Annotated in this window: 12 protein-coding genes; 10 read left to right on the top strand and 2 right to left on the bottom strand. The window is 48.7% G+C overall.

The genetic code is table 11. From position 1 onward, the window contains the following. Positions 1-24: 24 nt before the first annotated feature. Entirely contained in the window at positions 25-1,185 is a 1,161-nt protein-coding gene (lysA, locus tag DWZ67_RS12305) for a diaminopimelate decarboxylase (RefSeq protein ID WP_005831416.1), read from the top strand. A gap of 142 nt (positions 1,186-1,327) precedes the next feature. Continuing rightward, positions 1,328-1,810 carry a ferritin gene (locus tag DWZ67_RS12300; RefSeq protein ID WP_005831414.1) on the top strand — a complete coding sequence of 161 codons (483 nt, stop codon included), beginning with the start codon at positions 1,328-1,330 and terminating at the stop codon, positions 1,808-1,810. Between the two features lie 141 nt (positions 1,811-1,951). Here the strand turns inward: DWZ67_RS12300 and kbl are convergent, their stop codons facing one another. Beyond that, a complete protein-coding gene (kbl, locus tag DWZ67_RS12295; protein ID WP_117600412.1) occupies positions 1,952-3,139 on the bottom strand; it encodes a glycine C-acetyltransferase in 1,188 nt (395 codons plus the stop codon). A gap of 154 nt (positions 3,140-3,293) precedes the next feature. On the opposite strand from kbl, the gene DWZ67_RS12290 reads away from it, so the two are divergent. From DWZ67_RS12290 to DWZ67_RS12270, 5 genes are all read left to right on the top strand, one after another. After that, the gene (locus tag DWZ67_RS12290; protein WP_120138899.1) at positions 3,294-4,250 is read left to right on the top strand and encodes an NAD-dependent epimerase/dehydratase family protein; all 957 of its coding nucleotides are present in this window, start codon (positions 3,294-3,296) and stop codon (positions 4,248-4,250) included. A 20-nt stretch (positions 4,251-4,270) separates the two neighbouring features. Further along, positions 4,271-5,119, top strand: coding sequence for a DUF4348 domain-containing protein (locus tag DWZ67_RS12285; protein WP_005831399.1), 849 nt, complete (start codon positions 4,271-4,273; stop codon positions 5,117-5,119). Between the two features lie 17 nt (positions 5,120-5,136). Continuing rightward, complete coding sequence (gene murB, locus DWZ67_RS12280) at positions 5,137-6,123, top strand: UDP-N-acetylmuramate dehydrogenase (protein WP_120138897.1); 987 nt, start codon at positions 5,137-5,139, stop codon at positions 6,121-6,123. 70 nt (positions 6,124-6,193) lie between these two features. Further along, positions 6,194-6,961, top strand: coding sequence for an MBL fold metallo-hydrolase (locus DWZ67_RS12275; RefSeq protein ID WP_117958890.1), 768 nt, complete (start codon positions 6,194-6,196; stop codon positions 6,959-6,961). 72 nt (positions 6,962-7,033) lie between these two features. Further along, a complete protein-coding gene (locus DWZ67_RS12270; protein WP_005831393.1) occupies positions 7,034-8,668 on the top strand; it encodes a DUF3352 domain-containing protein in 1,635 nt (544 codons plus the stop codon). 167 nt (positions 8,669-8,835) lie between these two features. On the opposite strand, the gene DWZ67_RS12265 is transcribed toward DWZ67_RS12270, so the two are convergent. After that, on the bottom strand, positions 8,836-9,204 hold the full coding sequence (locus DWZ67_RS12265) for a DUF3127 domain-containing protein (RefSeq protein ID WP_005831391.1): 369 nt from the start codon (positions 9,202-9,204) through the stop codon (positions 8,836-8,838). A 187-nt stretch (positions 9,205-9,391) separates the two neighbouring features. On the opposite strand from DWZ67_RS12265, the gene dnaN reads away from it, so the two are divergent. The 3 genes from dnaN (at position 9,392) to coaBC (ending at position 12,655) form a co-directional block, all read left to right on the top strand. Next, positions 9,392-10,516 (top strand): DNA polymerase III subunit beta, encoded by a 1,125-nt coding sequence (gene dnaN, locus DWZ67_RS12260; RefSeq protein ID WP_005831387.1) that lies wholly within the window; start codon positions 9,392-9,394, stop codon positions 10,514-10,516. A gap of 138 nt (positions 10,517-10,654) precedes the next feature. Continuing rightward, positions 10,655-11,425, top strand: a complete 771-nt coding sequence (locus DWZ67_RS12255; protein WP_005831385.1) for a 3'-5' exonuclease — start codon at positions 10,655-10,657, stop codon at positions 11,423-11,425. After that, positions 11,426-12,655, top strand: coding sequence for a bifunctional phosphopantothenoylcysteine decarboxylase/phosphopantothenate--cysteine ligase CoaBC (coaBC, locus tag DWZ67_RS12250; RefSeq protein ID WP_005832361.1), 1,230 nt, complete (start codon positions 11,426-11,428; stop codon positions 12,653-12,655). Positions 12,656-12,669 lie beyond the last annotated feature (14 nt).

The raw sequence follows: 12,669 nt of genomic DNA, 5'->3' as shown, positions 1-12,669 counted from the left end.
CTAAACAAAGATTACGATTATTATATGAAAGGAACATTCCCTATCCATAAATTCCGCGAATTGCGTACTCCCTTCTATTACTACGACACAAAGGTCTTGCGCGACACACTTTCGTGCATCCGTACGGAAGCTGCCCGATATGGCAACTATTCGGTGCATTATGCTGTGAAGGCCAATGCCAATCCCAAGGTGCTTGCCATTATCCGCGAGAACGGCTTGGGTGCCGACTGTGTAAGTGGCGGTGAAATCCGTGCAGCCATCAAGGCAGGTTTTCCCACTGGCAAGATTGTTTTTGCAGGGGTGGGCAAGGCTGATTGGGAAATCAATCTGGGGCTGGATTATGACATTTTCTGCTTTAATGTGGAGTCTGTCCCCGAGCTGGAGATTATCAACGAGCTGGCTGCCGCTAAAGGTAAGGTGGCCAATGTGGCTTTCCGTATCAATCCCAATGTAGGTGCCCATACCCATGCCAATATTACCACTGGGCTGGCCGAAAACAAGTTTGGTATCAGCATGCAGGATATGGACCATGTGATAGACATTGCGCAGAATATGAAGAACCTGAGATTCATCGGACTGCATTTCCACATCGGTTCCCAAATATTGGATATGGGCGATTTCGTGGCTTTGTGTAACCGCGTCAACGAATTGCAGGATAAGCTGGAAGCTCGCCATATCCGCATCGAGCACGTCAATGTGGGGGGCGGACTCGGCATTGACTACGGTCACCCCAACCGTCAGCCGATACCCGACTTCAAAAGCTACTTCGAGACTTACAACAGCCATCTGAAACTCCGTCCCCACCAGACGCTCCACTTCGAGCTGGGACGTGCGGTAGTGGGACAATGCGGTTCATTGATTTCGCAGGTGCTTTATGTGAAGCAGGGCACCAACAAGCAGTTTGCCATTCTGGATGCCGGCATGACGGATTTGATTCGTCCGGCACTCTACCAAGCGTTCCATAAGATAGAGAATATCACTTCGGATGCGCCGGTTCAGGCTTATGATGTCGTAGGGCCCATCTGCGAGTCTTCTGATGTATTCGGTAAGGCTATTGATTTGAATGGGGTGAAGCGTGGCGACCTTATCGCCCTCCGTTCGGCAGGGGCTTATGGCGAAATTATGGCTTCGGGCTATAACTGCCGTGAGCTGCCTCAAGGATATACGTCGGACGAGCTGGTATAGAGAGGCTGGAGATGCGTTGCATGAATGGCGAAGCATTTATTATACCAAGGCTTCTGTTTTTATATAAAAAATGTTATTGCGTGAACAACTTTTAAGGTTTCTTGTTACTTTTGTAATGATTTCAATTTTAATAAATACGATTATGATTACAGAAAAATTACAGAATGCAATTAATGAGCAGATTACGGCTGAGATGTGGTCTTCCAACCTTTATCTGGCAATGTCTTTCTATATGGAGAAAGAAGGTTATAACGGCATGGCTTCCTGGTTGAAGAAGCAGGCTTCTGAAGAAAAAGCTCATGCTTGCGAAATGGCTTCTTATATCATCAAGCGTGGCGGTAAGGCCAAACTGGACAAGATTGATGTTGTTCCCAATGACTTCGGTACTCCATTGGAAGTGTTCGAGCAGGTAGCCCAGCACGAACGCCGTGTTTCCAAAATGATTGATGAATTGGTAGATGTTGCCTCTGCCGAAAAAGATAAGGCTACACAAGACTTTCTTTGGGGATTCGTGCGCGAGCAGGTAGAAGAAGAAGCTACTGCCGACGGCATTGTAGATATGATAAAGAAAGCCGGTGATGCCGGAATCTTCTTCGTTGACTCAAAACTGGGAGAACGTAGATAAGAGAGAAACTAAAAAAAATCCCGCGGCTAATTTTAGTCGCGGGATTTTTTTTAGTTATGAGTTATAAGTTGTGAGTTATTTGTTGATGAAGGGCTTATATCCGCAAGGGAAAGCACAAGCAAATAACTTATAACTCATCACTCATTTCAGCACTCCCAGCTCTTTCCCCACCTTAATAAATGCAGCGATACATTTGTCCAGATGCTCCTTTTCGTGTCCGGCAGAGATTTGTACGCGGATGCGTGCCTGGTCTTTGGGCACTACGGGGTAGTAGAAGCCGGTGACGTAGATACCTTCTTCTTGCATGCGGGCGGCATAAATCTGGGAAAGTTTGGCATCATACAGCATGACGGCGCAGATGGCGCTCTGTGTCGGCTTGATGTCGAAGCCAGCGGCAGTCATTTTGTCGCGGAAGTAATTCACGTTTTCCAGCAGTTTGTCATGCAGGGTATTACTCTCTTTAAGCATCTTGAATACCTCGAGACTGGCGCCGATGATACCTGGCGCCAATGAATTGGAAAAGAGGTACGGACGGCTGCGTTGGCGCAGCAGGTCAATGATTTCCTTACGTCCGGTAGTGAATCCTCCCAAAGCGCCGCCAAAGGCTTTGCCCAAAGTTCCAGTGTAGATGTCTACGCGTCCGTAGGTGCCATATTGTTCGCTTACGCCGTGTCCCGTGGGGCCTACCACACCGGCAGAGTGTGATTCGTCCACCATGACTAGCGCGTCGTATTTCTCGGCAAGGTCGCAAATTCGGTCCATCGGGGCAACGTTGCCGTCCATGGAGAATACCCCGTCCGTAACAATGATACGGAAACGCTGTGCTTGGGCTTCCTGCAGGCATTTTTCCAGGTCGGCCATGTCGGCATTGGCGTAGCGATAGCGTTTGGCTTTGCAGAGGCGTACGCCGTCAATGATGGAAGCATGGTTCAGGGAGTCCGAGATGATAGCGTCTTCTTCGGTGAAGAGGGGTTCAAATACCCCGCCATTGGCGTCGAAGCAAGCGGCATAGAGAATGGTGTCTTCAGTCTTGAAGTAGTCGGAGATGGCTGCTTCAAGCTCCTTGTGGATGTCCTGCGTTCCGCAGATGAAACGTACGGACGACATGCCGTATCCGCGGTGTTCCATAATCTGCTGGGCGGCGGCAATCAGCCGCGGGTGGTTGGACAGTCCCAGGTAGTTGTTGGCACAGAAGTTCAGTACCTCTTTGCCTTTTACGGTGATGGCAGCTTGTTGTGCACTCTCAATCAGTCGCTCTTCCTTGTAGAGTCCGGCTTCTTTTATTTCAGCAATAGTCTTGCTGAGATGGTCTTTCATTTTACCGTACATAGCATTTTTATTTTTTAGGTAATACGTTGTCGTTACATTTCCCACAAAGAACATCATTTTTCTTGGAATAAACAATAACAATATGGCAGAAATATGAAAAAAAAGTGTGTATATTTGCACCATATATAATAACGAAACCTTATAAATAACTCGTATGAAGAATATTTTGGTAATTGGAGCTACCGGACAGATTGGATCGGAACTCACACTGGAGTTGCGCAAACGTTATGGCGATGACCATGTTGTGGCAGGATACATTCCGAGTGCTATGCCCAAGGGAGAATTGAAAGCATCCGGTCCTTCGGCTATTGCCGATGTGACAGACCGTCAGTCCATCGAGGTGGTGGCGCGTCAGTTCAAGATTGATACAATCTACAACCTGGCTGCCTTGCTCTCGGTAGTTGCCGAAAGCCGTCCGGCCATGGCTTGGAAAATCGGTATCGACGGGTTGTGGAATGTACTTGAAGTGGCGCGCGAGTACAATTGTGCCGTGTTTACCCCGAGTTCCATCGGTTCGTTCGGCGAAGCTACGCCTCACGTGAAGACACCACAGGACACTATCCAGCGTCCGCGTACCATGTATGGCGTGACTAAAGTGACGACTGAATTGTTGAGTGACTATTACTATACAAAATATGGTGTGGATACACGCTCGGTACGTTTTCCGGGAATCATTTCGAACGTGACCCCTCCGGGTGGCGGCACTACGGACTATGCGGTAGATATTTTCTACTCTGCCGTGAAGGGAGAAAAATTCGTATGTCCGGTGAAGGCCGGCACGTATATGGATATGATGTATATGCCCGACGCACTGAACGCGGCCATCTCGCTGATGGAAGCGGCACCGGCAAGGCTGAAGCACCGCAACGCTTTCAACATCGCCTCCATGAGTTTTGACCCGGAACAGATTTATCAGGAAATTAAGAAGCATATGCCTGATTTTGAGATGGTATACGAGATTGATCCGCTGAAGCAGGCCATTGCCGACAGCTGGCCCGACTCTCTGGATGACTCTTGTGCACGCGAGGAATGGGACTGGATGCCGCAGTACGACCTGGAGTCCATGACCGTAGACATGCTTGAGAAATTAAGAGCTAAATTAAACAAGTGACCGTAAGCGGTCCGTAAAGAATGAAAAAACTTTTATTGGGATTTTTGTTGTTCACCTTTTTGATTTCGTGCGGAAACAAAAAGGCGAAAATGGATCCCTTTGCTACCATTACGGAAATGGTGGATTCGGCCGGTCACAAGGCCGATACGCTGCTGGAAGCAGAAGTGAAGGAAGAACCGAAGCCGATGGAGGCAGACGAGCTGTTTGATGATTTTATCTTCAATTATGCTTCGGATGATGCCCTGCAAAGGCAGAGGACGGTATTTCCTTTGCCCTATTACAATCGTGACACGCCGTCAAAGATAGAGGAAGAGTTTTGGAAGCATGATTATCTGTTTACCAAGCAGAACTATTACACCTTGCTTTTTGATAAGGAAGAGGATATGGACATGGTGGGCGATACTACGCTGACATCGGTGCAAGTGGAGTGGATTTTCTTGAAAACGCGTATGGTGAAGCGTTATTATTTTGAGCGGAAGCGGGGAATGTGGATGCTCGAGGCCATTAACCTGCGCGAGATGGAGAAAGGTGAAAATGAGGACTTCGTGGAATTCTATACCCGTTTTGTGACGGACAGTGTCTATCAGAGCAAGCATATCAGGCATCCGCTACAATTCATCACCATAGACCCTGATGACGAGTTTTCTATTCTGGAAACTACTTTGGATGTGGACCAGTGGTATGCCTTTCGTCCGGTAATGCCTACCGACAGATTGTCTAATATCAATTACGGACAGAAGAATGAGGACTTGTCGGATACCAAAATACTGAAGGTAAATGGCATAGGCAACGGATACTCCAATATCTTCTATTTCCGCAAACGCAGTAAGGGATGGGAGCTGTACAAATATGAAGACACGAGCATTTAAAATAAAGGAGGAAAGGTTTGAGGAAGATACCCAATACATTTGGAATTGACGTTACTGCTGCAAGATTTCTGGAATACGGTTCGGAGGATGAACTGCGGGAGCTGATTGCAGCAGGACAGGTCGTTGCGCCCTGGCTGCATATCGGTGGAGGGAGCAACCTGCTCTTTATTAAGGATTATGAAGGCACGGTGCTGCATTCACGTATCGGTGGCCTGGAGGTGACGTCAGAGGATGAGGAGCACGTGTCGGTGCGTGTGGGCGCCGGTGTGGTATGGGACGATTTTGTGGCCTACTGTGTGGAGCGGCATTGGTATGGTGCCGAGAACCTTTCGCTGATACCGGGTGAGGTGGGGGCGAGCGCAGTACAGAATATCGGTGCCTATGGTGTGGAAGTAAAGGACCTGATAACATCCGTGGAAACCATAAACATGGCAAGGGAGAAGCGTATCTACGGGGTGGACGAATGCGGCTACTCCTACAGAAAGAGCTTGTTTAAGCAACCGGAGATGAAGACCGTGTTTGTGACTTACGTGAACTTCTGCCTGGGTAAACGGGAACATTATACATTGGATTACGGTACTATCCGGCAGGAGCTGGAGAAATATCCGGTGCTGAATCTGGAAATTTTGCGCCGCGTGATTATAGACATCCGTCAAAGCAAGTTGCCCGACCCGAAGGTGCTGGGCAATGCGGGTAGTTTTTTTATGAACCCCATCGTGCCGTGTCGGCAGTTCGAGTCTTTGCAACGGGAATATCCGGACATGCCCCACTATGATGTGGATGCCGGTCGGGTAAAGATACCGGCTGCCTGGATGATAGACCGGTGTGGCTGGAAAGGGAAGGCGCTGGGGCCTGCTGCGGTGCACGGCCGGCAGGCGTTGGTACTGGTGAACTCGGGTGGTGCCACGGGAGCGGATATTGTTGCTCTTTCGGATGCCGTGCGGGCTTCTGTCCGCGAGAAATTCGGCATTGACATTCACCCGGAAGTTTGTTTGATAAAATAGTAAGAGAGTTTTGACGCACCCAAACATCGTTGTATATAACCTGATTTTAGAAATTTATTTGATTTAGTCAATGGGAAAACTCAGAATACTAGGAAGCGGAACTTCGACCGGAGTGCCTGAGATAGGCTGTACTTGTCCGGTCTGCACTTCCACTGACCCGCGGGACAACCGCTTGCGTGCGTCATCCCTGCTGCATACGGATGATGCGGTGATATTGATAGATTGTGGCCCTGACTTCAGGGAACAGATGCTGCGCGCCTCTTCTTTTGAGAAGATAGACGGCGTACTGGTGACACACGAACACTATGACCATGTGGGCGGTCTGGATGATTTGCGCCCGTTCGGCCGTTTTGCCGATATCCCTATCTATTCCGATGCCTACACTGCTGCCCATCTGCGGGCAAGGATGCCTTACTGCTTTGTCGATAAAGTATATCCGGGAGTTCCGCGTATCTATCTGCAGGAAGTGGAGGCGGGGCAGGCGTTCCACATCAACCGGACGGAGGTGCTGCCTTTACGGGTGATGCACGGTAGGCTTCCCATCCTGGGCTACCGCATTGGCGGCCGGCTGGGATATATCACGGATATGCACATGATGCCTGAGGAATCTTATGAACAATTGAAGGGCTTGGACGTTTTGGTAATGAATGCTTTACGGCCAAAGCCGCATCCTACGCACCAGAGTATTTCGGAGGCGTTGGAGGCTGCCGGACGTATTGGTGCCAAAGAGACCTATTTCATCCATATGAGCCATCATGCAGGGCTTCATGCCGATATCGAAAAGCAGCTGCCACCCCATGTACACTTTGCCTACGATGGACTTGAAATAGATTTCTAAACTTTTTGAAACATTTGTTTTGTTTTATTAGTAGAAAATGCTATTTTTGCCAAAAGTTGATGAATAAATGCCATGAAACTCCGACTCCTCATACAGATAGCTGTCGTTGTGTCCATAGTGCTGCTATGTACCGGTTTTGGTGTGTATTCTTTCCTGCGGTTGAATTCGGTGGAGAACCGGCAGGATTTCAATCTTTATACTTTGGTGCCGCAAGATGCCACAGCCATACTCGAAACCGACCGTATGGCAGACCTCGTGGAAGATATCAATGAACTGAATTGCAGCAAAGACAATCATTTTCTATACGTATCGGAGCTTTTTGTTTACTTGAAGAAATATTTGTATACTTTGGTGGAGGATACTCCGCATGGACTGAGTAAACAGATGAACAAGATGCTGATTAGCTTTCACGAGCCGGATACACCGATGAACCAAGTATTGTATTGCAGTTTGGGTTCGGGTGATTATGAGTTGGTGGAGTCTTTTGTGGAGAAGTACTGCTCCAGTTCGTTTCCTTCCAAGTATTTCGATTACAAGGGAGAGGAGATACGTATCTATCCCATGGCAGACGGTCGTTTCCTGGCTGCCTACTTCACTCCCGATTTTCTGGTTGTAAGTTTCCAGAAGCGTTTGATAGAACATGTGATTGATGCGCGGCGCAGCAAAAAGTCCCTGATGAACCTCCCTTCTTTCCGCACTATGTACGCGGGCAAGCAGAGTAACGTGGCTGCCACGGTCTATGTGCGTATGAAAGGAGTGGATATGGGGAAGCCTACGGACGGTATCCGTTCGCAGACGCAGCTGGGCAGTTGGGCGGAGTTTGACATGAAGTTCAATGAAGATGCCATTTATTGCTCCGGCATCAGCCATGGGTCGGATTCCACACAGACGTTTATCAATGCCTTGCGGGTGCAGCAGCCGGTAGAGGACGGATTTTCCGGGGCTCTGCTTCCGTCTTCCACTTTCTTTTACGATCGCTGGGCAATGTCTGACAGAAATTCCTGGTTTGGCTTTACTGCCAGTCAGGAGTATGCCAAGGCCACCTATTCAGACTATATCAAGCAGCGCGACGAGGAGTGGATTGCTTACTTGAATGAGCATGCGGGCGAGAGCGTGATGTCTTGCTTGTTCCAGTCTAAAGACACGTTGGACAAGCTGCCTTGCGCCGTGATGTGTATCCCTCTCAAGGATGAACTGGCAGCGGAACGCCGCTTGCAGTCTCTGCTTTACAGTACCCCCAAGGAAGAGGATGCTCCGCTTATGCCGAAGGTGGTTTCAAATAATTCGTTGTATCCCAAAGCAAGGAAGTTCCCTAAATATGTGTTGCCCCGTAACACGCTGCTTACCCAGCTGACGGGCATCACGGAGTCTGCCCTTTATACCTTTGCCTGTTTCTATCGGGGTAGTCTGTTGCTGGCTCCCGATGCACTGAGCCTTTCGGCCTATATTGAGGCGGTGGAGAGTGGAGATGTGTTAGACGGAACACCGGTGTACGAAGAGGGTATAGGCAGTCTTTCACCCATATATAATTTTGTGATGATGGTGGATATGGAGATGATGCTGAGCCAGCCTGAAACGTATGTGCGTCTGATACCGAACTTCTTCTTCCGTCAATCCAACTTCTTCCGTCATTTCATGCTTGCAGTACAATTCACTTGTACAGAAGGGGTGGTTTATCCGAATATCGTATTGCTTTATAAAGGGTGATTAATCGGTCATTCTGTAGAGTGCTGAGGGAAAATAAGCACGAGGAAAGTCAAAATACACACTCACCACAGATTGCACAGATTAAAACAGCTAAAAATTCTTGATTATCAAAATTCTAGAATGAACTGTGTTAATCTGTGCAATCTGTGGTGAATTATAACATATTCTTAGAACGGCAGGTCATCCTTTGCATCCCCTGCGAGGAATTCCGGTGCGGCAGTGGGAGCCGGCGGTGGAACGGGAGCGCCCGGAGCGGGTGCGGCAGTGCTTACGCGTTCTACCTTCCATGCGCGAATACTGTTGAACCAACGGTCTTGCCATTGGCGTGCGTCTACATCAAAAGATACTGTCAGCTCTTCGCCCATCTGAATATTGAACTGTTCGATTTTGTCCGCTCCAAATACGTCAAAACACATTTTGCGCGGATATTGGCCATGGTCTTCAATCACATATTCTTGTGATTTCCATTCGTTACCTGACTTGGAAACTCCGCCTCTGGGCTGGAGTATAGCGATGATTTTTCCTGTAAATTCCATTGTTTTCTTTTTAAATGATGCGGCGAAGTTACAATTTTTTAGGAATATGAGACGAATATTCGGCTGTTTTTTCTTGCTATTTCTTTGTCGTAGGGAATTCTTTTTTTAACTTTGTCCGTCAGTTTGAAAAAGATAAAAACGGTTTCTAAGACGTTAGCAAAATAAAAAACTTAAATATACAGAAGATATGAAATTTATCGTTTCGAGTACTGCGCTCTCCAGTCATTTGCAGGCTATCAGCCGTGTGATTAATTCGAAGAATGCGTTGCCTATTTTGGATTGTTTCCTCTTTGAACTGCAAGACGGAACCTTGTCTGCAACTGTTTCCGACAGTGAAACGACGATGGTCACTACGGTCGAAGTGAATGAAAGTGATATGGACGGCCGTTTTGCCGTCACAGCCAAAACCCTTTTGGACGCTTTGAAGGAAATTCCCGAACAACCGTTGACTTTTGAAATCAATACGGATTCCCTTGAAATCACGGTACAGTATCAGAACGGTAAATACAGCCTGATGGGGCAGAATGCGGACGAGTTCCCGCAGTCTGCCATGTTGGGTGACAATGCCGTACGTGTGGAAATGGATGCACAAGTGTTGCTGGGTGGTATCAACCGTGCCGTGTTTGCTACGGCTGATGACGAGCTTCGTCCCGTGATGAACGGTATCTATTTCGATATCACAACGGAGGACATCACGATGGTGGCATCAGACGGTCATAAGCTGGTGCGCTGCAAGACACTGGCCGCCAAAGGTAACGAACGTGCCGCCTTTATCCTGCCCAAGAAGCCGGCTTCGCTGATGAAGAATCTGCTGCCGAAAGAACAAGGCATGGTGACTATCGAGTTCGACGAACGCAACGCTGTGTTCACACTGGAAAGCTACCGCATGGTGTGCCGTCTTATCGAAGGACGCTATCCCAACTACAACTCTGTGATTCCGCAGAACAACCCTTATAAAGTGACGGTAGACCGCCTGCAACTGCTCGGTGCTTTGCGCCGCGTGTCCATCTTCTCCTCGCAGGCAAGCAGCCTTATCAAGCTCCGTATGCAGGAGAATCTGATTGTCATCTCCGCACAGGACATCGACTTCTCTACATCGGCCGAAGAAACACTGGTTTGCCAATATGCGGGCAATCCGATGAGCATCGGTTTCAAGTCCACTTTCTTGATTGACATTCTGAATAACATTTCTGCCGATGAAATCGTTATCGAACTGGCAGATCCTTCACGTGCAGGTGTCATTATTCCGGTAGAGCAGGAAGAGAACGAAGACTTGCTGATGCTGCTGATGCCGATGATGCTGAATGACTGATGAATATTAGCAATCGGATTATGAGCTACGAGCTACAAGTGGCTGCGCAATTATGCCGCACGGTACTTGTAGCTCGTGGCTTGTAAGTTAAACTTATAATTTATAGCTCATAGCCAGAGCTTATAAAACGAAAAAACAATGAAATTGAATCTGAAAAATCCGATAGTCTTTTTTGATTTGGAGACTACGGGTACCAATATCAACTCAGACCGAATTGTCGAAATCTGTTACCTCAAGGTATATCCCAACGGGAATGAGGAGTCCAAAACCATGCGTATCAACCCCGAAATGCCCATTCCTGCCGAAGCATCTGCCGTTCATGGCATCTACGATGCCGATATAGCCGACTGCCCCACATTCAAGGAAGTGGCGCGCAACATTGCCAATGACATTGAAGGATGCGACTTGGCGGGCTTCAACTCCAACCGTTTTGATATCCCCGTCCTGGCGGAAGAGTTCCTTCGTGCCGGTGTGGACATTGACATGAGCCGCCGCAAGTTTGTGGACGTGCAGGTCATTTTCCACAAGATGGAGCAACGCACGCTGTCTGCTGCCTATAAATTCTATTGCGGCAAGAATTTGGAAGACGCCCATACGGCAGAGGCTGATACACGTGCCACCTACGAAGTGCTGATGTCGCAGTTGGACCGCTATCCGGAGTTGCAGAATGACGTGGCTTTCCTTGCCGACTATTCCAGCTTCAACAAGAATGTGGACTTTGCCGGTCGTATGGTCTACGATGACAAAGGTGTGGAAGTATTCAACTTCGGCAAGTACAAGGGCATGTCGGTATCCGATGTCCTGAAGCGCGATCCCGGCTATTACAGCTGGATTCTGAACAGTGATTTTACCCTGAATACCAAAGCCACGCTGACCAAGATACGTCTGCGTGAAATGACTCAGAAATAAATGGCAAATATACTGAAAGGGAAGAAAATAGTATTGGGCATTACGGGCAGCATTGCCGCCTATAAAGCATGCTATATTATTCGCGGACTGATTAAGCGTGGTGCAGAGGTGCAGGTGGTCATTACGCCTGCCGGAAAAGAATTTATTACCCCTATCACGCTCTCTGCCCTGACCAGCAAACCGGTTATCAGTGAGTTCTTTGCCCAACGCGATGGCACCTGGAACAGCCATGTGGACCTCGGTCTGTGGGCAGATGCCATGCTGATAGCCCCGGCTACGGCTTCCACCATCGGCAAGATGGCGAATGGCGTGGCAGACAATATGCTGATTACCACCTATCTTTCCGCCAAAGCTCCGGTGTTTGTGGCGCCTGCCATGGACCTGGACATGTATGCCCATCCTTCCACCCAAAAGAATCTGGATACACTCCGCTCTTATGGAAACCACATCATAGAACCTGCTACGGGAGAACTCGCCAGCCATCTGGTGGGGAAAGGCCGTATGGAGGAGCCGGAGAATATCATCCGCCACCTGGAAATGTACTTTGCTGCCAAAGATGGCGACCTGGTGGGCAAGACAGTGATGATAACCGCAGGACCTACTTATGAGAAGATAGACCCGGTGCGCTTCATCGGCAACTATTCTTCCGGCAAGATGGGACTTGCCCTGGCAGATGAATGTACCGCCAGAGGGGCCAAGGTGATACTGATTGCCGGTCCGGTGCAGCAAGGCACTTACTTCCCGATGCACCAGTACCATGCGGTAGAGTCGGCGCAGGAGATGTTCGAGGCTGCATCCGCCGCCTTTGTCCATGCCGATGCCGCCATCTTGACGGCTGCCGTGGCAGACTACACCCCCGAACAAGTGGCGGATGAGAAAATCAAGCGTGAAAAGACCGGGGAGATGAGTTTGAACTTGAAACCTACTCGCGACATAGCCGCTTTCTTAGGCAATCTGAAGAACGATACAGAGCACCAACGGCGCCTCCTCGTAGGCTTTGCCCTTGAGACTCATAACGAGCAGATGAATGCGGAAGACAAGCTCAACCGCAAGAATCTGGACTTCATCGTGCTGAACTCCCTGAACGACAAGGGAGCCGGTTTTCGTTGCGATACCAATAAAATCAGTATCATAGACCACCAGGGAAAGACGGACTACCCCTTGAAGTCCAAAGCCGAAGTGGCTGCCGACATCGTAGACCGTCTGGTGAAAGATTTAAATAGTAAATAGTAAATCGTCAAATC

The organism is Bacteroides sp. AF34-31BH (assembly GCF_003602795.1).
In the GTDB taxonomy this organism is placed as follows: domain Bacteria; phylum Bacteroidota; class Bacteroidia; order Bacteroidales; family Bacteroidaceae; genus Bacteroides; species Bacteroides uniformis.
The sequence above is the reverse complement of the archived record's forward strand: the minus strand, read 5'-3'. Positions and strand labels throughout refer to the sequence as shown.